The 21,061-nt window shown below is 43.4% G+C and carries 15 protein-coding genes; 8 read left to right on the top strand and 7 right to left on the bottom strand.

What is annotated here, in order from left to right:
• Positions 1-123: 123 nt before the first annotated feature.
• A complete protein-coding gene (locus tag ACVBIK_RS01345; RefSeq protein WP_447163768.1) occupies positions 124-465 on the bottom strand; it encodes a zinc ribbon domain-containing protein YjdM in 342 nt (113 codons plus the stop codon).
• Positions 466-1,511: 1,046 nt separating this feature from the next.
• Positions 1,512-2,234: an oxygen-insensitive NADPH nitroreductase gene (nfsA, locus tag ACVBIK_RS01340; RefSeq protein WP_447168897.1), complete on the bottom strand. Its 723-nt coding sequence runs from the start codon at positions 2,232-2,234 to the stop codon at positions 1,512-1,514.
• Positions 2,235-2,532: 298 nt separating this feature from the next.
• Here nfsA and ACVBIK_RS01335 point away from each other — a divergent pair, with 298 nt between their 5' ends.
• Positions 2,533-3,093 (top strand): CBS domain-containing protein, encoded by a 561-nt coding sequence (locus tag ACVBIK_RS01335; protein WP_447168896.1) that lies wholly within the window; start codon positions 2,533-2,535, stop codon positions 3,091-3,093.
• A gap of 313 nt (positions 3,094-3,406) precedes the next feature.
• Entirely contained in the window at positions 3,407-4,354 is a 948-nt protein-coding gene (locus ACVBIK_RS01330) for a lipid A deacylase LpxR family protein (protein ID WP_447168895.1), read from the top strand.
• Between the two features lie 67 nt (positions 4,355-4,421).
• Here ACVBIK_RS01330 and ACVBIK_RS01325 read toward each other — a convergent pair whose 3' ends face one another.
• From ACVBIK_RS01325 to bshA, 3 genes are read right to left on the bottom strand one after another with little or no spacing between them, the layout of a single operon-like run.
• Positions 4,422-5,243, bottom strand: coding sequence for a hypothetical protein (locus tag ACVBIK_RS01325; protein WP_447168894.1), 822 nt, complete (start codon positions 5,241-5,243; stop codon positions 4,422-4,424).
• 43 nt (positions 5,244-5,286) lie between these two features.
• On the bottom strand, positions 5,287-7,491 hold the full coding sequence (locus ACVBIK_RS01320) for a cation:dicarboxylate symporter family transporter (RefSeq protein WP_447168893.1): 2,205 nt from the start codon (positions 7,489-7,491) through the stop codon (positions 5,287-5,289).
• Positions 7,488-8,663 (bottom strand): N-acetyl-alpha-D-glucosaminyl L-malate synthase BshA, encoded by a 1,176-nt coding sequence (bshA, locus tag ACVBIK_RS01315; RefSeq protein ID WP_447168892.1) that lies wholly within the window; start codon positions 8,661-8,663, stop codon positions 7,488-7,490. The genes ACVBIK_RS01320 and bshA overlap by 4 nt, the downstream gene beginning before the upstream one ends.
• A 366-nt stretch (positions 8,664-9,029) precedes the next feature.
• Here bshA and ACVBIK_RS01310 point away from each other — a divergent pair, with 366 nt between their 5' ends.
• From ACVBIK_RS01310 to ACVBIK_RS01295, 4 genes are all read left to right on the top strand, one after another.
• A complete protein-coding gene (locus ACVBIK_RS01310; RefSeq protein WP_447161136.1) occupies positions 9,030-11,183 on the top strand; it encodes an LruC domain-containing protein in 2,154 nt (717 codons plus the stop codon).
• A gap of 14 nt (positions 11,184-11,197) precedes the next feature.
• A complete protein-coding gene (locus ACVBIK_RS01305; RefSeq protein WP_447168891.1) occupies positions 11,198-11,722 on the top strand; it encodes a hypothetical protein in 525 nt (174 codons plus the stop codon).
• Positions 11,723-12,145: 423 nt separating this feature from the next.
• A complete protein-coding gene (locus ACVBIK_RS01300; RefSeq protein WP_447161134.1) occupies positions 12,146-12,658 on the top strand; it encodes a CIA30 family protein in 513 nt (170 codons plus the stop codon).
• A 352-nt stretch (positions 12,659-13,010) separates the two neighbouring features.
• Entirely contained in the window at positions 13,011-15,248 is a 2,238-nt protein-coding gene (locus tag ACVBIK_RS01295; RefSeq protein WP_447161133.1) for an acyl-CoA dehydrogenase, read from the top strand.
• Positions 15,249-15,347: 99 nt separating this feature from the next.
• Here the strand turns inward: ACVBIK_RS01295 and ACVBIK_RS01290 are convergent, their stop codons facing one another.
• Both ACVBIK_RS01290 and ACVBIK_RS01285 read right to left on the bottom strand, forming a co-directional pair.
• Positions 15,348-16,757: an ammonia-forming cytochrome c nitrite reductase subunit c552 gene (locus ACVBIK_RS01290; RefSeq protein WP_447168890.1), complete on the bottom strand. Its 1,410-nt coding sequence runs from the start codon at positions 16,755-16,757 to the stop codon at positions 15,348-15,350.
• 88 nt (positions 16,758-16,845) lie between these two features.
• Positions 16,846-18,057, bottom strand: coding sequence for an NnrS family protein (locus tag ACVBIK_RS01285; protein WP_447161131.1), 1,212 nt, complete (start codon positions 18,055-18,057; stop codon positions 16,846-16,848).
• A gap of 429 nt (positions 18,058-18,486) precedes the next feature.
• Between ACVBIK_RS01285 and ACVBIK_RS01280 the strand changes: the two genes are divergently transcribed.
• Together ACVBIK_RS01280 and ACVBIK_RS01275 are read left to right on the top strand one after the other, a co-directional pair.
• Positions 18,487-19,107 (top strand): NAD(P)H-dependent oxidoreductase, encoded by a 621-nt coding sequence (locus tag ACVBIK_RS01280; RefSeq protein WP_447161130.1) that lies wholly within the window; start codon positions 18,487-18,489, stop codon positions 19,105-19,107.
• On the top strand, positions 19,107-21,035 hold the full coding sequence (locus ACVBIK_RS01275) for a monovalent cation:proton antiporter-2 (CPA2) family protein (RefSeq protein ID WP_447163761.1): 1,929 nt from the start codon (positions 19,107-19,109) through the stop codon (positions 21,033-21,035). Before ACVBIK_RS01280 ends, ACVBIK_RS01275 begins: the two co-directional genes overlap by 1 nt.
• The last annotated feature ends 26 nt before the right edge of the window (positions 21,036-21,061 follow it).

The raw sequence follows: 21,061 nt of genomic DNA, 5'->3' as shown, positions 1-21,061 counted from the left end.
GGCTTTTTTGTATCTGCAACTTTTCCACACAAATAATTGATACCACCAATTTTAGACACAAAAAAACCTGCACTGGGCAGGTTTTCTGTACATTCAAGCAGTTCTAGCTGCTTGGCAGTTCGATTAGTTCTGTTTTTTAACGAACTTAGACTTAAGCATCATTGGGCCGTGACCATCAACTTTACAGTCAATATCGTGGTCGCCATCAACAAAACGCTTAATAACCGCTTTAGTACCTACTTTAAGTACTAACGAAGAACCCTTAACTTTAAGGTCTTTGATTAGCGTTACTTTGTCTTCTTCAGCCAATAAGTTACCAACGGCATCCTTTAAGATGATTGCGTCTGGATCCACGATAACTTCGTTTGGATTCCATTCATGAGCACATTCAGGGCAAACTAAGTTTGAGCCATCTTCGTATACGTAGATTGACTCACATTTTGGGCATGGTGGGATAGCGCTCATGGCATTTTCTCTTTAATAAATTATTTGTTGAATCCTATTAATACGTCACACCTAAAGCTGACGATTAAACGACTCACCTTTAAAGACACATTATAATAAAAATTTCGAATATCAGCTAGGCTCAAAAATTAGTCTTGTGAACAGGCCGCATTTTACATATGACATAGTTCGATCAAGTTAACAAAACCACCAAAAACAGATTGATTTACGTTCAACTTATCTAGCTCTAGTTGTTTTTTCAACGCGTGCAAACCACTGCCAACGATTCTGCTCACAGCAAATGATAGATATTGATGTAGCTCTCACCGAATGTGACAACATTCGATTAGCGCCATAATCTGAACTTGGATTGCTAGAGATGGCTTAAAGCGCACACGTCTCTTTCTAGCTTCGACAGTTAGCAAGCCTGAGATAAATACACGAAAGGAGCGTTTTGAACAGAAGTAACTCAAACAGAAAACAAAAAAGGCTTACTAAAAAAGTAAGCCTTGGGAATGAGTGAAAAGCGCGTCGGGGTTAGCCATTACATACAACAACTCAGGGTTATGCTACATCCCTCGTTGACCGCGCTGTAAGCCCAGAAACTACACGGTTGCTACTCTTAGAGCCATGACCTCACACCTACATATTAGCTAACGTCTGCATTTACTTTACACACACTTTACACACTCTCATAAATGCTTAGCTAATAGACTTACTACTTACAAAATAGTCACTGTCTAAGATACGCTTTTCATTATTCAGTATAGCCGATTTTCGCCCAGCCACAGGGCTGACAGTCAATATTTACCACTAATTCCCCCCTATTTCAGATGGGGCGAAAATAGCTTATTGTTTTAATAGGCTTTCAGCCTGTTAGCGCTCTCAAATATTATTTTAATGAAATACTAAACGGGTTTAAAAGCATTGACTCAAGCGCGTTTACGCTTAGCTCGAAGGAGCAGAGATTCTAACTGAAGCCTTACCGTTTAAGCACTATGTTCAAACCTCTCAGACGGTCAACAATAACAACAACGGAATCAATTGAAACTTATCCCATAAGGTAGTTACTTAATGCTGAACCCTTGGCTATTAATATACGCTCGCATAAATGGCCTCGACTCTTTATTCAGTGTCGATGTGATCTGTTCTGACCAAGAAACATGTTTATTATTGCTACTTCTAGCAGCGTAGTACTCTCTAACATGTTGATCATAAATGGCGAGTATTGCCTTATCCATCGCTTGATAGCGATCTTGATGCACCACAATACTCAGCGGTAAACGAGGTTTGACTTCAGGCACATTGGCCGGATATCCCAAGCACATGCCAAATAAAGGCATCACGTTTTTAGGCAGACCTAAAAGTGCTGTCACCTGCTCAGGATCATTGCGGATCCCACCAATGTATACGCCTCCTAACCCCAAAGATTCGGCTGCAATGATGGCATTTTGTGCCATTAAACCGGTATCGATAGCCCCTATCAAAGTTTGCTCTGTAAAGCCTAATTGTGCATCGGGATGTATTTGATGATGGCGATTAAAATCAGCACAGAACACTAAAAACTCAGCTGCCGACTCGACATAACTTTGTCCACCTGCGAGCTTGGCTAACAGCGCCCGAACCTCTGGAGCACTCACACGTATAATGCTGGAGCATTGAATAAAACTTGAGCTAGAGGCGGCATTGGCACAACGTAAAATCTGCTCAAGCTTTGGCGCTTCGATAGCCTGTTCCGTGAAATGCCTAATCGATCGGTGCTGTATAATTGTTGCTATGGTCTGATTCATATTCAGTTGGTTCTCTTATGTTCACAAGACTTAGCCAAGCAGCTACTCTCGCTGGTAATGAAAAAGGTTTTATATTCAATAAGTAGCTGTATTAACTACGCCATATACGACTTAACTAAAACCTAAAACAGTAGAAAAAAACATCGATTTGGTAACAGATACATCAAAAGCTTAACTAAAATTAAATGTAATTCATAATTATTGACCCAACAGGCACTTGAGGAATAGGTTAGTCATTATGGAACGGAGATCACATTCTGCCATCTCGGTCAGCCATTTTTAGTCATGGAGTATTCTGATGCGAAACCTCGAATTATTTAGTACTGCCTCTATCGATCACCTTATGTGGTCAACTAAAGAGTATGAAACCAATCTCAACGAGTCAGCCCTGACTATCTTTACTGATTTTGATCACACTCAACCTATGGTTGTAGACGCCTCGACGACTGCAATTAATACCGCTGAGATTATGGAGAAAACCCATGCCTTTATGCGACTAGTTGTAGATAAAGATAATAAATTTCTAGGAGTCATTAGCAAGCATGAACTGTCCCCACACAGGATGATGAAACTTGCTGCGAAACACTCAATGCATATTAATGAGCTGCAAGTTACCGATATGATGGTAGCGCGTGACGATTTAATGGCTCTTGATTTCCAAGAAGTGCTGACGGCCAATGTCAGCGATGTTGTCAGGACCTTACAAGAGAATGGCTTACATCATATGTTGGTTATCGACCATCAGAAGCACCATATACGTGGGCTTATTTCCGCCAATGATGTGGCCAGAAAACTCAATGTGCCAATTAATATCCAAAAGCCACCTTCATTTATGCAAATATTTAAGGCAACAAAATAAGTTAGGTAACTCAAGTCTATTCATAGAGCGATAAACTTGAGCTCTGAGATTAATCAATCTAAACGTCAAACCGTTTCGTTTATCCTCAGCGTTTAACAAAATCCCCTGAGTAACCGCACTGTTACTCAGGCTCGCAGCCTCTTTCCCCCTCATGCCCAGTAGCGCTTGCACCGCTTAATGATTTAAGGCTATGCTAGGTGCGTTAGCGTTATGTAGATCCTAGCCTGAAATCATACATTCCTGACCTATGAGGAGTCATGCATTGACCTTCTTATCTCCCCTGCGAGCATGTTGTGCTCTTAGTTTGGCTAGCGTGCTAGTTTTCATCCCCCGCCCCTCCTTAGCAGATCAATGGCACTTTAGTTTTGATAATGACGTGGTTATTGGTCAAGATGGTGATTACTCCAATGGGTTTGTATTTGGCTGGCAAGCTCTCCCTCAAGCAGACTTTACTCAAGCTCCTTGGCCCTTTAGTTGGCAAAAAAGTTTACGGCTCTCCAGCCATAGCCATACTGCCCAGTGGGGGGCCAAAGTCTATCAAAGGATGTGGACCCCAACTGAGATTAAGTTTGACTATGCCCAGCCCAATGAACGTCCTTACGCCGGCATACTGGAACTTGAGAGCTTTACAGGTAGTTTTAGTGAGACGTTAGCGCAAAAGAACTGGTTTAGCATTGGTGTTATCGGCCCCGCGTCGGGTGCACAGACTATGCAAGAGTTAGTGCATAAAATTACCTCTTCAACCCCTCCTAAAGGATGGCAATATCAAGTCGAAAACCAACTTACTGTGCAACTGGCTTATGAGGTTGATGCATTAGCATTTAGGCAAAAAAGTACTGACGATAGCCAATGGGAACTTAGTGGTTATAGCCATAATATGTTGGGAAATTTTCGCTCAGAGGCGAGCCTTGGCCTTACACTACGCTGGGGAGATGATTTAGCAAAAACATTTGGCCAATTGAGTAGCCATGCAGGTCATTTTGGTCAATACAGCGCGAGTGCACGCCAACATGGTAGCTGGACAGTATACGCCCGTGCGCAAGCGGGATACCGCTTCAACGACCTGACTATTGACGGCTCATTACCCTATGACTCGTACCTGCAGATAAAGCACCAACAAGCCAGAGCTAGCACTGGTGTTATTTGGGCATTCCCCACTTGGTCTGTCAGTTGGAGTTTCGATCTCTACACCAAGGAATATGAGTCAGATCCTGATAAATGGCATGGTTATGGCGTATTGAGTTACAGTTTTATGTTGTAATTCAATAAGGCTAACGGTTGAGTTTTAGCTCGCTGTTAACGCCCTTTTCACGCCTCTGACTCGGCACTTAAAAACTAAAGGCCCAGCCAATCTGTGGGCCCTTTTCAACAAAGTCCATCTGATATTTTACACCATCGACTTCTGAGTCATTGCCAATTTGCAGGTAACGATAACCAATCCACACATTATGTAGGTCGCCGAACCGATATAGAGCCGAGGCATTGAAGCCATAATCTCGATCATTGTCACCATAGATTTTAGTATCGGCGCCTACTGACACGCCCCAAGCTTTTGTCATCCAATATCGATAAGTGGCCCCCACCAACCAGTCGAACAGATGCTCATTCGCAATCGGTACCTGAGTATTAATATTGATCAGTCCATCATCACTCAATGGTTTTATATTTAAATCAATTTTACTAAAGATATGCCGGACACCTGTAAATACACGCAAGCCAGGCGCGACTTCATAGCCCGCTAGCAAATCGTTAACGGCTAAATGCATATCGGTTTCGACATTGTGACCCGGGGAGATAATACCGCCAGAGATGGGCCCTTTAAGGCCCTCGGTCTGACTATCACTTTTAAGCCTTAGGTAATTAACTCTAAGGCTATAGAGCCAATCCCCTTTCTGAGCATACAGCTCACCAATAACACCGAAGTTCAAGTTATCAATGATGTCTTTAAACGGCACGTCGATATCAACTCGCTCGCTATCTGCAGCAATTGAGCCAGAGATATCTGGCGCCCAAACCATGGGGAAAGCGATTAAATAGTTCCACTGCAGCTCTCCCTCATCATAGGAATCCGGGCCAACCTCATACTCTTCACTTGCAAAGACTGTAGAGTGAGTCATCAACATGAGTAATACCAAAGACGCTTTTTTCACCCGCTATACTCCTAACCATTTATGGCCCATTGCTTATCGACACTTAATCTACCCAATGCAACACATCTTTAATAACCGACCACCTAGGCTGTTTTGGTTTAGCGTTCTCACCTAAAATCCAATATCCATAGAGCTTGTCGACAAAACCTGACGACTTTTGTAGCTCCAACCAACTGTTTAAAAAGGTTTGTAATGACCCATTGTCAAGAGCCACCGCATAGGATGCTGGAAATGATTTAATCTCTTCTCGATTATAAAGAGTGGTGTATTCTGGGTATAATATTGTCCAGGTTTTACCGGCCTCTAGGCTTATCATCAAGCCATCCCATGTATTACCGTCGTCTTCAAAAAACATCCTATCCGATTGTATGGTTTCAAATTCAAGGTTAGGAAATTTCTCCTCTAAATGCGGAATGATTGAATAGCTGCCAACAGAAGCGATGCGAACTTTGCCCGCATCTTGGATCAATTTATCGGTTTTAAACTCATCGGCTCGATGGTCTTTCACCACAAAGGCGTAGTGCAGATCGAGTACAGGCGTAGTAAAGCCCACCAGCTCTAATCGCTGAGTTGTCATCTGCAAGCCCGATATCGCAATATCAAACTGGCCTTGATTAATCCCTTCAAGTACATTAGCAAAAGTATAAGGGATGAACGCAATGCTTAGATCCATCTCTTGGGCTAACTTTTTCATTAGCTCAACATCAAAGCCAACCAACTTTTGCTCCGCATTGTAGAAAGAAAACGGCACTTGTATCGGGTTATAGCCGACTCTAAGTACACCACTTTCTCTTATCTGTTGTACACTGCGAGGCCCATTCGCTGCTGCGACATCCCCCCAACTGTATGCGATCACTTGATCCGGCACTTTTTCTGCAGAGCTCATCTGCGCAACCACCTCATCCATCTCATATTCAGTATCTACAATCGAACTCAATAACCAACTTGAGCCTAACAAACATATACCAATAAACACTGGCGTTAACGCACTGTATATCACTAAACGCTTCATGCTGATTTTCGCGACACCCACCAGCATTGCCGTGCCGCCAACCGCTAAAATAAAGATATTCATCGCTGCTAATAACGAGGTAAAGCGACTGGTAAACAAACTTGAAACCATATAAAGCTGGAATAAGTCAGAAGACAGCTCTAATGAATCTAGCAACATAGGGATAGTTAAATAGACACTACCAAACAGGCTAACCAGACCATTTAATGACATAGGTAGATAAGTCAAAAAATCCAGCTCTTTGCCAGAAAACCACGCCGCAAACAGGACAAACACAATAGTAAGTAACTTACCGAGGTTAGGGAAACTAAACACAACCGGAATGATGATATTGGCATAATCATCACTTTGCTGACTGCCAATATTATATTTATGGAATAACTCTTTAGTCCGCTCAATTAAAATCGGGATCACGATAAAAATATTACCCGCTGCAAATGCGGTGACCATGGCATCTTTAGCAATACCGGTTATATCGCGATAAGAAAATGGCGTGATCACGGCCAGAATGGCTGGTAACACCCAATAAGTTAAAATAATAGTCATCACTACATGAGCAACAAAATACACCTGCAGCTTTTGAAACTCATCGAAATCCATGGTACCAGCTGTTGCGGCAGTCATGGCAAAAATGCCTATAGGCATCAACTTTACAATGCTTTGAGTCACTTTATTAAACGACTCACCCAATAGCTGCATCGGCTTCATTAACGAGTCTTTATTGTCGATAGAGATAAGCGCTATTCCCGTTGCAACACAAAATAGAACAATCGCAGGAATATAACTATTTGATAATGAGAAGAATGGATTTGAAGGGATATAAATATCAAGCAGATTAATCGAATTAGGATCTTCAAGCGCTGTCAGGCTAAAGAACTCCCCTGCCTGCCAGTCAGGAAATGTGTACTTAATAAAGTACATCGTCAGCAAACCAAAAGCCCAGATAACCAACATTAACTTACCGACTTTCACGCCAAGAGATTTGGCTTGCTCCATACTTAGGCTACCTAAGCTAGAAATCAAAGATACGATAATGTACGGAATAATGGTCATCTGCAGCAGCTTAATAAAAGCATCACCGATAACCGACATCCAGGCCAACATCTCACCAAAAAACAATCCCGCAGCAATACCTGCTGCAAACGACAATAACACCAACGTCGACATACTCATTTTTTGTTTTGGCTTATCGGCAGACTCTTTTTCTGGCGCTATTGCTGCAGTTTTGCTGGTCATGTAATGCCTCCTTGCTGACCCATATCGGCTACCTCTGTTTGAGAGTCCTTAATGGCGTCTTGATAACACTTAAGATATTGTAAAATCTTCTCTTCTGGATTAAATAGTTTAGCCGCTCGAGCTCTTCCAGCCTTGCCTAGATTTTGTTGCGTGTGTGGTTCAGTCAAGATGCGCTCCATGGCTTTGGCCATACCTAACGCATCATTAGGGTCAAACATAAAACCTGTTTTACCATTGTCTACCACTTCAGGAACACCATCGACGTTACTGCTAACCGTTGGAACCCCACAGGCCATCGCTTCGAGTAACACCATACTAAAAGACTCTCGATAACTCGGTTGGATCATGCAATCAGCATTAGGGAGATAATGCTCAACATGGGTAACATCTCCCACAAAGACAACATGCTTTAAAATCCCCAACTTTTCACATTGCTGCTTGATACCATCAATATCAGGGCCACTCCCGAGCAGTACCAGCCGAGCTTTGACTTTCCTAAGTAGCATGTGAAATGAGCGGATCACTGTGTCGCTGTTTTTTAGCGGCCTAAAATTAGACACATGCATCACGATTTTCTCATCGTCTCTCGCTAACTGACGTCGAACATTAATGTCTGCAAATTTGGGGGAGAAAACGTCTAAATCAATAAAATTATGAATAACATCAATCGACTTACTTTTATCGAAATGACTGTATATATAGTTACGTTGATAGCTCGAAACCGTCGTGACCTTACTACTTTTATGGATACTGAAACGATTAAGTGGATACAGAGGTTTATCTTGACCAACAATCGTCACATCGGTGCCATGAATAGTCGTGATGGTTGGAAACTTATGCTCGGTGATTTCACCCGCTAGATAAGCGCATAATGAGTGAGGAATGGAGTAGTGTGCATGTACAACATCAAGCTTAAATTGCTCGACCACTTCCACTATTTTAGCCGTCAATGCAAATGTATATAGAGGATCGGAAAACAAGGGGTAATTAATGGCTTCAACGGAGTGAAAGAATAAGCATTCTGAATCCTCTATCAATTTAAAAGGCCGAACACTGGAGATAAAGTGAACTTCATGGCCAAGCTTAGCAAGCCCTAACCCTAATTCTGTTGCTACCAGCCCCGAGCCCCCGATACTTGGGTGGCACACTATCCCTATGCGCATCTTCGACATAAATTCCTCACCACCAAAACAGTTAAGAGAATGTTACAGCAAAAGAAAACTTAGCATCATTAGGAACTTAATCCAAGTAAATCCTTTTACGCTATTAATGAATAGTTATCATGAAAATAAAGGTGAATATTAGCGGTTGATGTCATCATTCGAGCCGATATGGTGAGTCACACCTTTCCCTCAACTCTTACATCCAACACCTCACTCCTCACTCCTCACATATATTTTGATTTGCAAAATGCAAAAACTGATCTTTACCTTAATCTTTCAAAACAAATAAACCAATGAAAGTAAACAATAAAAATTAATGGCACAGCTTATGCTTTCACTGAATATATTAATAATATCGACAGTGAGAGATGCATTATGAAAATATCCAAAACAATCCCATTACGCTGCTCCCCATTAATTTTAAGCTTATTAATTTCTGCCAGTGTCAGCGCGTCCGCTCCCTTTAGTGCCTGTCCAACTGAAGCATTTGTGATCCAGAAGCAATCTAATACCCCCAAAAGCTACGGTGTAAACCTAGCAACTGGTAGCTATGTGGTGTTATCTGAGGATATGGGGACAGGCAACGGCTACAACGGCGTTGGGTTTAATTACCATGATAACTACATTTACGGTTGGGATTATGCAACGGGATCATTAGGCCGTGCCGGCAACGATTATCAAATTATCTCCCTTTCTGTTACCAAAGATACAACCGCTGCGAGTGCCGGTAATTTCTATGTCGGAGACGTCGCAATCAATGAAAACGTTTGGTATGGCTATCGAAAAGGTAAGGGGTTATTCAAAATCCCTCTTGATAACCCTGCAAGCTATAACATGACCTTAGTGCCTGGCAGTACCGCCTATGCGACCTATAATATTACCGACCTCGCCTTTCATCCTACCGATGGTTACATGTACAGCATTAGTAATGGATCTACAGGTAGGCTGTTGCGTATCGACCCCGCTAGTGCAGAAGCCACCGACTTAGGCGTGGTCATTACCTCAAATTCGGGAAACTTTATTTTTGGCGCACAATTTTTTGACCCTGATGGCAACCTTTATGTCAGTAATAACAGTAACGGTAATATCTACAAAGTTAACGTTGATTCGGCTTCACCAAGCGCAGTGTTATTTGCGTATGGCCCAGCCTCATCAGCCAACGATGGAGCCCGCTGCGCGTTAGCAGAAGTGGTGGTAGGTGATAGTGTCGACTTTGGTGATGCTCCTGATTCTTACGGCACCCGATTAAACTCAAATGGTGCCAGACACAACATCAGCGATAATCTCTATTTAGGCGCGAGTGTCGATAATGAGTCTGATGGTTATGCCGCGCCACTCTCCGATGATGCCAGCGATAGCTCTGATGACGAAGATGGCGTATCAATGCCTACGGGGTTTGAGCTTGGCGAGAGTGCAATACTACTCGTTACTGCTAGCGGTGGAGATGGCTACCTTAATGCTTGGTTTGACTGGGATCAAAACGGCGAGTTTGACTTAGAAGAACAGATTATCTTAGGTGAACCACTTGATAATGGTCTCAACACCCTCAGTATTGAAGTTCCTAGCTGGGCGAAGGCCGGACCAACTTGGGCACGCTTTCGTCTAAGTACTCAACAAGATATCACTCCAACAGGTGGTGTTGGCGACGGTGAGGTTGAAGATTACCCGGTAACCCTTACCGAAACTGGCGTGACCATTAATTACTACCCCTCTTCGTCTACCTATACCACCCTTGCCTATGAGGATCTTTACCCAGACCAGGGTGACTTTGATATGAACGATGTGGTCGTACAATTACGGATCATTGAGTATGTCAAAAATAATAAGGTTAGACGTATTGGTTTCGAAGCACAGTTAGCCGCTATGGGCGCTGCATATCACAATGGCTTTGCGGTTCATTTACCTGGTGTCAGTCGAGGGAAAATTAAAGAGTCTTTCATTAGTTGGTCGATTGATAACATTGCACAAACAGTGTCGCCATTAGAAACGGGGCAAACCAATGCTGTATTTGTATTTACTCAAGACCTATCGGACTACGTTACCTTAGAACAAGGCTGTGAATACCTGAGAACAGAAACAGGTTGTGAATCCGCCTTTAGAACCACCTGGTCACTGGATATTCCCTTCGATACCCCGGTTGATGAAAGTCTGGTGCCGGCCTTTCCGTATGATCCCTTTATATTTGCGACACCAAATACCGATCATGGTCTGGCCGCGAAAAATGTAGTAGGAGCAAATCCAGGCCGACAATTAGAGATCCACCTGAAGAACCAAGCCCCTACTGATAAGTTCTCAACTAACTACTTTGGAGCCCGAGACGATGCATCTAACCCAAGTGCGTCACAGTATTTCCAAGACGAAAACGGCATGGCGTGGGCAATTGAGATCCCAGTAACGTGGAAGCACCCTAAAGAAAAAGAGCGTTTAGATAATGCCTATAGTGAATTTGTTGATTTTGCAGCAGATAGCACAGGTAACACCAACCCGACTTGGTACGAAAATGCCAATGACTCACTCATCTTTAAATAACTAAGGGCTATGCCATGAATAATCAAATAAAGCGTTTTTTCAATCTACCTAATAGCTTACTGGCATGTATTGCCTTGTTGATTACAGCATGTGGTGGAGGCGGTGATGAAGGCTCTCCTGCTACACCCGCCCCCGTAGAAACGACCGCATCTACAACGACAACGACAGATACCACAAACACCACCACAGAGGAGCCGGCTCCAGATCCGACTTCACTGGACGATCTTGTAGTAGATGCAGATAACAAGCTAGAGTCTGCATATATGTTGACGATAAATGTCGATAAAGACAACACACAAAGAGGTTACTTCTCACTTTGCGATGACTATCAGATCTTAGGGGATAGTTACGCTGTAAATTTTGACTCCTGCTTGTTTAGAGGGCCGCTAAACCAAGGCAAGCTCAGCAAAGAGATCAAAGTCGCTAACCATGAAAGCCAACTTATTGCGGTTATTTGGTTTTACGAGGGGCAAGATCCACAGTATTTACCGTGGCAATATACGCAAGACTCAAACACTCAGGTGTTAACCATCAATTAGCATAATAAACATTGTTTAAACCATTGCTTAAACCATTGTTTAAACCATTATTGCAGCGATGGATTCCCCCTATCGCTGCTTTGTTCATTTAAAAAAGCTCCCCTTCTCACGTCAATCCAATATGAGTCTGAGTAAAAGTTAAAGTAAGCGTCGAGTACAAGTTCGGCGACGGAATACGTCAAATTAATCCCAATAAATTGAATTAATCAAAACTTATAAACCAACCAGCCCGTTATAACGTATAAGCTATCAAGGTTTACAATTAGGCGACACACTATGCCACCAGCGAGACCAATAAAACACTGCAGCTTTCCCCCCCATGCTAGCTCTGGATATAGTGCTGTAATAAGAACAATTTTACTTAGTGTCAACCTGTTAAGCCTCACCACAACCAACCAGGCCCTTGCTAAGGAGCAAGCTTTAATGACAAATCAACAGATGCCGTGTTATTTATCCGTGATAAATGAATTGCAAACCCCTAATTGGACATTGATTAACGATACCGTTATGGGCGGGATTTCAAACAGCCAGATTGAAATTATATCCGATATAGCCACCTTCAGCGGCCAGTTATCTTTAGAGCGAAATGGTGGCTTTGCCTCAACCAGAGCAGAAATATCGGTCACCATACCTGAAGGACTTGACCTTATTCGCCTTAACGTCAAAGGTGATGGTAGACGCTACCAATTACGCCTAAGAACAGATAAACAGTGGGACTCTTTTGCCTACTCAAGCGCCTTTAAAACAGAAAAAAACAAATGGCTTACCATTGAGTTTAAAGCTGATGATTTTGAATCAGTGTATAGAGGACGTGTGGTCAATGCCCCAAAACTTAGCTTTGGCGATATCAAGCAAGTCGGTTTTTTACTTGCCGACAAACAAGCGGGTTCATTCGAGTTATCATTTAAAAGTATCGAGTTGGCCACGTCGAAATAAGGCCTAATCGCATTGGCCATGACTTTTCATCTTCAATTTGACTTCTATCTCATAAGCCGTGCAAATTCGATGTAGACGATACATTGAATAATTTACTCCCCTCACACAATCAAATTGTATTCTGTAGCCGCTTTTCGTTTTTTTTTCGCCAATAAAATCAAATCGGTAAAAAATAATTTCATTTAAGCGTACAGGCGTAAGCTTATGAAATTTTTATTGTAAATATTCAAAATCAAACACAATACCAGCCCAAATATAAACAAGCGTTTAAATTTATCGTTTGAAAATTTGATCTGGCGCTCTTTTTGTGACGTAATGTGAAGCATAACTTCTGGTCGGACGAGCATTGAATATGAGCATTAGAACTAAACTAAAAAAAGTATTGCCAAGTATTTCTACCACAGAACAAGAGGCACTCGATGCCGGTGATGTATGGTTAGAAGGTTCGATTTATCAAGGGGTACCTGATTTTGCAGCCCTACGTGACATTCCTGTTGCCACCCTGTCTAACGACGAACAAGCCTTTTTAGATGGTCCTGTCGCTACCTTGCTAGCGATGGTGGATGATTTTGAGATCCAACGCAGTAAGCATCTACCAGACAACATTCTTAACTTCCTAAAAGAAAATAAGTTTTTCTCGCTTATTATTCCAAAGTCATTTGGCGGTCTTGAGTTCAGCCCGTATGCCAACTCGACGATTGTGGCGACTATCGCAGCGAAAAGTTCTGCCGTAGCTGTAACCGTAATGGTACCAAACTCACTCGGCCCAGGTGAGCTACTGATGCATTACGGTACATCAGAGCAGCAAGATTACTGGTTACCGCGTTTAGCCAACGGTCAAGAGATCCCCTGTTTTGCACTAACCAGCCCAGAGGCGGGTTCAGATGCTGGCGGCATTCCAGATATTGGTACCGTGACCATGGGTGAATACCAAGGTGAACAAGTACTCGGTTTAAGCGTGACTTGGGACAAGCGTTATATCACCCTTGCTCCTATCGCCAGTGTTTTAGGTTTAGCCTTTAAAGTGGAAGATCCTAACGGTTTGCTCGGTGGCAAAGAAAACCTTGGCATCACCTGTGCGCTTATTCCTAAGTCGCATCCTGGTGTACAACTCGGTAATCGTCATGATCCTATGGGCATTCGTTTCTATAACGGTACGACTCGTGGCGAAAATGTCTTTATCCCGATGGACTTCATCATTGGTGGCCAAAAGAACATCGGCCGCGGCTGGGCAATGTTGGTTGCTTGTTTAGGCGCTGGACGCGGTATTTCATTACCAGCTCTAGGTGTATCGGTAAGCCAGGCCTCATTTAAATCATCTGCAGAGTACGCAGCGGTACGTGAGCAGTTTGGTTTGTCGATTGGTAAATTTGAAGGTATTCAAGAAAAGCTCGCCGATATTGCCGGTAAAACTTACCTGCAAGAAGCGATGCGCGTTCTCACAACTGAAGGGCTAGGCTTAGGCTTAAAGCCATCGGTGGTTACCGCCATCGCCAAGTATCACATGACAGAGCTAGGCCGAGATGTACTCGATTCAGCCATGGACATTCAAGCAGGTAAAGCTATTCAGTGTGGCCCGCAAAATACCTTAGCCTCTGGCTATGTCGCGCAGCCTATTGCTATTACCGTTGAAGGTGCCAACATCCTGACTCGTAACCTAATGATTTTCGGTCAAGGTGTGATGCGTTGTCACCCGTACCTACAAACGATGGTGGAATCAATTCACTCTAACGACAAAGGTGCAGACAAAGAATTTAACAGCATTTTACGTAAAACGGTTGGTTACAGTGTCGCTAACAGCTTACGTGCGTTTAAACTAGGTCTACTGCCTTTCACTGCTGCTGCGGGCTCAAGCCTTACAGAAGTCAAACCTTATGAGCAATCAGTCCATAAACTTGCCTCTAAGCTTGCTGTTTACGCTGACTTCTCACTCTTAGTGCTCGGCGGTAAACTGAAACAAGCTGAGATGCTATCAGCGCGTCTAGGTGATGTGATGAGCTACCTATACGCAGCAATGGCGTCTATTCGATATTACGAAAAGAAGCTAACCGCTGCAGAGCGACAAGAAGCTGCTCCCTATTTCCATTACGCTACCCGCTGGTCACTTTGTCAGGCAGAGAAAGCCTTGTTGGATTTCTTAGATAACTTCCCGTCATCAGCGACCCGTAAGTTCATGCGTTTAATCACCGTAACTTATTCGGCGAAGATGCCTAAAATCAATGACAATTTAGTGCGCGAGTTAGCAGAGCAAGCTCAACTTAATACAGAGTTTAAGAAAAATCTTACTCACCTGATTAAACCGATTGCCGGTGATGGTAACGATATCAATGAGCAAGCTTATCTGGCGAAAATGGAATGTCTACCACTGCTTGCTAAGGTTAAGAAAGCCCTAAGAGCACGTACTTTTAAGGCTGGAGTCAAATTCTCGTTAACTCTTGATGCCGCTCTCGGGGCCAAGGTAATTAGCAGCGATGAGCACAAACTGCTGCAAGATTACAATCTAAAACGTGAGCGAGCGATCCGAGTCGATGAGTTTGACTTTGATATGAACCTCATTAGCGATAGAGCTGATTTAAAGATCGCTAACTAAGCCGGTCTCAATACAAACAAGCCACCTTGAACTGATTTTTTATTAAAAGTCTATAGGGTGGCTTTTTATTTGAGCCTTCAAAACCAGAGGTGGCAATATCTAGTAGCCGTATCGAGTCACTTCCGACCAGTTGTTATCGACTTCCTGTTTGATAAATTGCTGCTTTTTTCCCGTCAGTTTATCAAGCTCAATCCCTACAGCAGCTTGAGCCGTTTCTTTACTACTAATGTCTGGATAATCAACCTTAGTCACGGCAAACTTCTTTAGAATTTCAGCTAATGATTCACGAGCATACTTAACCTGTTTAATAGACATATCGAGTAGTTCATTACCTTCTTGAGGATTGTGTGCATACAAACCATGCGACGCCATAGCAAAATCCCAGCGCCACTGAGAATGACGAATAGCCATAATGGCATCATTCATTAACGGCCATGTTGCCCCCGCTTCCCAGGCCGCTGCCGCCTCGTAATGCGCTTTTACCAATAGCCCTTCAACTTCTCGCGCCTTGGCATTAATTGTCGCCTTGCTGTTCTCAAGGGACTTAATAATGGTCTTTTCACTCTTATGGCAGTTTTGGCAAACAGAATCAAAATGGTCCAGCGCTTTACTCACCTTATGACTGGTAAAAGTATTGCCCTTATCGTCCTTTTCTTCTGGCATATGGCAGGTGATGCAAGTCACTCCGGCCTCTGCATGTTCACTGCGACTCCAATGTTCAAATTCAGGGTGACGCGCCTTTAAGATGGGGGTTTTTGAGATAGGATGGATCCACTCATAGAATCGACGGGTGTCATAGTACTTCTCGATATCATCAACATTGTTACCAAAGATCCATGGAATATTGACTTTATCACTGCGCTCAGGCTGGAAATAATAAGTCACATGGCATTGGCCACATACCTGCGCGCCTTGCATATTGATATCTTGCTTATCAAAAGGCAGGTGCACCTTGGCCATCGCATCCTGAGCATGTGGACGTGGCATAGCGAGCTCAGCCTTACCGTCCACGTGACAATCGGTGCAATACACCACACTGTTAACTTCAGTGCCTACGTCGGTAAAGTTTTTGGCAGAGAAACCTTCAACACCTAACTCTTTCATCAGTCTTGGGGCATCTGGAGTTTTACAAGTCCAGCAACTAGCTGACAATCCCTTTGAACCGGGTTCAGGAGGTATGCCTGTGCGTAGCGTATGGGTTACATCCGCAACGGCAAAGTGATGTCCCCGAGGGCTGTTATATTCTTTGGCAAAGGAAGAGCCTGCCCATAAAATAATCGCAGCGGGGTAGCTTGCCAGCATATCCTCACGCTCTGTTTGCTCCGAGGTTTCTTGCCAGCTTTCATACTGAACCGGAAACTTAGCACGTAATGCTTTATCTCTTAGCTGTTGCTCCTTAGCTGCAGTCGTTTGAGCATTAGCATTATCCGCTGCCTGCACACTCATGGCTGGCAATAGCAAAGCTAACGATATCGACCCAAGCATTTTTATCAGATAATTTACTATCATTGCGTTTTCTATCAACCTTATCTATTTTCTTATTCGTCTGTTTACTTTAGCCTGCTTCTGTAAGCCAGTTTCTAGTTAACAATTAACACTAACCTGGTCTACCGTCGATGCGTGGTTTAGACAATATAGCGGCATAGTTCACCACAAACATCGCAAATGCAAGCGACCAGAAACCACCCGCTAACCACAACCATAGTTGGTACTCTGCTGGTGCAACTATCGGCATGATTGAACGCAATATGGCGGCAATAGGTATACAAGCGAATGCAATCGTCATATTCGGACCTTGATAAATATTGCGGCTGGTATGCCCCAGTGACACCCTTGAAATCATCGACAGACATATTCCAGCTAACGTACCAATTGCAAATAGATGCAGTAAATGGCGATAAGCGTTGGCGTCATTAATGTTCCACGCTAACAAAAACAACGTCACGGGTAAAAACAGATACGCGCTATGCAATGACCATAACATTGGCTCTTTTAGGGTCTTATGAGGGTACCAACGTAGCCAACGCACTAAGTGCAGCGCCGCAGCAATAAATAGCAGAACTTGTTCTAGCTCTTTAGGCAGCACTTGGCTAATAGCCTGTACAACTAAAAGCACCATGATAACAATCAAACTATTGTCAATCATTGCAATAGGATTTGGTTTAGTTTGCTTTATGCGAATGGCAGTGAAAAATGGAATAACTCGACCACCTACAATTGTAATTAGCAAACCTAGCCACCAAAGCATAGCTTGCCAAATTTGATGGCTTAGCGAAAAGTCTCTCTGACTTAATGCGTAATAACTCAGCAAGTTTATGCACATTGCTGCCAGTAACATGATTGGGAAACCAATGTTATGCCACTGCTTCACCTTATAAATACAGCGCCAGAGCTTAACTGCGGTAAATAGTAAAAATAAAGAGTCCAGTAACGCTGGCAGCCACAGTGGGATCGATATGGGTAGCAACAAGGTTAAGCGTGCCAGTAACCAACAGCCGAATGTAACCGCTAAAGCCCAGCCCTTCATACCGGGCTGATTGGTCCATGTTTGCACCGAAGTCAGCAAGAAACCGCACACGATTGCCAAAGCAAAGCCAAAGAGCATTTCATGGGGATGCCACCATAGAGGCACAACTTTCACCCAAAAATCAGTCTGAAATAAACTATATTGGGGGTAGAACCAAGTCACTAACCACAAAGGCACAAACAACATAGCAACGGTTGCACCACCTAAGAAGAAAGGTCGGAAGCCTAAACGAAAAATAGCCGGGATTTTTTCTGTTGCGGTGGGATCATCAATATTTAGCATAGCTATACCTTAATACATTAACAGGCATTTTAAATACACCTTAAATTCAGTCTATCCTTGTCCATTTGTGAAAACAATCACTATTCTCTTTGATTACAATTTCTGTGACTCATACCGCTATCTCACTGTTTTGATTCTATATCTTTATGAGTAGACTACGCACAAAACGGCGCTAACCTTACTCTACACTTAGCCATATTACTGACTATTTTTATCGACATAGCCAATACGGCAAGCCGCTTTTTACCGTCGAGCTCAACAATAAAATATACGGTCAAACAAGCTCACTCATTCCAATCAATGTTAAGCCGTCATACACGCTGATGGGCTTACGAGATTTCCTGCTAAATACTTAAAATTACTTAGTGCATCTTGCTGCCTATGCTAGATTAAATAGCAATCTGTTTAAGTAAATCGACTGGATAAAAAATGGCACTCGCGGCAAAAAAAGTCCTCGTACTGTATGCACACCCTTCCCAAGAGCGTTCGGAAATTAATACCCCTCTTTTTAAAGCGACCCAATTACAGCCAAATGTGACGGCCGTGGATCTCTATGGTGAATACCCCACCTTTAGGATCAATATCGACAAAGAACAGCAAAGACTCAGAGACCACGACATAGTGGTCTTTATGTTTCCGCTTTACTGGTACTCCACCCCAGCCATTTTAAAAGAGTGGCAAGATCTGGTTTTAGAGTACAACTTTGCCTACGGCGCAAAAGGAAAAGCTTTATATGGTAAAACCTTTCTGTGTGCCCTTAGCGCTGGGGGAAGTGAATCAGCTTACCAAAGCGATGGGTACAACCACTTTACCTTAAAAGAACTATTAAGCCCGCTAGAACAGATGGCTAACTTAACAGGCATGAATTTCTTAGCACCATTTGCACTCTTCTGTGCCCGAACGGCCTTTGAGGAAAATCGAGTTCATATTCACGTTGAAAAATGGATCCGAATTCTAACGGCCCTCAGTGAAGATAGATTCGATATCGAGCTAGCCCAATCACTCGACAAATTAAATGGCCATCTAGACCAATTGATCCAGGAGCACTAATGACAGCTTATTTTATTCAAGCTTTTATCTATTTATGCGCAGCGGTTATCGCCGTCCCCATCGCAAAGCGATTAGGTTTAGGCTCTGTACTTGGCTATTTAATGGCGGGCGTCGTGATTGGTCCAATCATCGGCCTGGTCGGTACAGAGACCAATACGCTGCAACATTTTGCCGAGTTTGGCGTGGTTATGATGCTCTTTCTTGTTGGTTTAGAACTTGAACCTAGAATGCTGTGGGACATGCGTAACAAGCTAATTGGATTAGGTGGGCTGCAGGTTGGCTTATCTACCCTTGTAGTGATGGCAATCGCTCTTAGCTTTGATTATGGCTGGAGTATCGCCCTAACGGTGGGGATGATTTTTTCACTGTCTTCGACCGCCATCGTGTTACAGACCTTTAATGAGAAAAACCTAACCAAGACTGAAGGCGGCAAAAATGCCTTTTCAGTGCTTTTATTTCAAGATATAGCCGTGATCCCCATGCTGGCATTTATTCCGCTGCTAGCCTTGCCTGAATTAGTCGAAAAGGCGCAATCTGTTACCCAAAGCGCCGCAGAGCACCATGAAGAACTGTCATTAGTTGCCGGATTACCTGGCTGGGCTTACGGTATCGTTGTCATGATGGCAATTGCTAGCGTTGTCGTTAGCGGCCACTACTTAAGTCGCCCACTGTTTCGTTATGTGGCAAGCTCAGGCCTTAGAGAGATTTTCACCGCCACCGCCTTGATGTTGGTGATAGGCATTGCTGCGCTAATGAGCCTAGTGGGGCTGTCTCCTGCTTTAGGAACCTTTCTTGCCGGAGTCGTACTGGCAAACAGTGAGTTCAGACACGAACTAGAGTCCAATATCGAACCTTTTAAAGGCTTACTCCTTGGGTTGTTTTTTATCACCGTTGGTGCAGGGATAAACTTTGATGTGCTCATCAGCCATTTCGGTCCTGTCATGGCGATGACCGCTGGCGTGATATTAATTAAAGCTTTGGTTTTATTAGTACTGGCCTTAGTTTTTAAAATTAGAGGCAGTGACCGCTGGTTGTTTGCCTTAAGCTTGGCTCAAGCTGGTGAATTTGGCTTTGTGCTACTTAGCTATACCGTGCAAAACCATGTCATTCCAAATGAGTTAGCACAACTGTTATCGCTGGTTGTCGCGATATCCATGTTCCTCACCCCGGGGTTATTTATCTTATTTGATAAAGTCATACTGCCTCGCTATGAAAAATCAGAAAATACTCGTGAACCCGATGATATCGATGAGAAAGGCACTGTGATTATTGCCGGTGTGGGCCGTTTTGGACAAATTGTTAACCGCTTATTAGTGACAAACGGTGTTAAAACAGTGGTGCTTGACCATGAGGTACAACAGGTCGAAAACTTAAGGAAAATTAATACCAAGAGCTATTACGGCGATGCAACACAGCCCGATCTACTCCATACCGCAGGCATTGAACAGGCCAAGATGTTAGTTGTCGCTATCGATAACCCTGAACGCGCAGTAGCTTTAGTCGAATATATAAAACATACCTATCCTCACGTAATTGTGATGGCGCGCGCCTTTGACCGCAGACACCTTTACCGCCTTCGCAAAGCTGGGGCAGACTTCATGGTCAGTGAGACCTTTCATTCGGCGCTTAATTTAGGCAAGCATGCGCTAATAAGATTAGGTGTACATCCATTTAAAGCAGAGCAACAACGAGCCACCTTTTATGAGACGGAAACCACTCATAAGGACACCCTTTACGAAGCTTGGAAGCAGGTGACTGAAGACGATAAATACATCGTCCACTACCGGGATATGTTTATCCAGCTTGAAGAAACGCTGAGCGCTGCAATGAAGGATGAACGTTATCGCAGCTTCTCGAAAGTGGAACGCAGTTGGACGCCTCCGCCAAAAGAAAACCATACTGAGTTTTCAAAAGCGGAAAACGATTAAAAGCGCTAAATAGTTCAGAACAGTTG

Source organism: Shewanella sp. 125m-1 (genome assembly GCF_052977065.1).
This window is presented reverse-complemented; position numbering and strand designations above follow the sequence as displayed.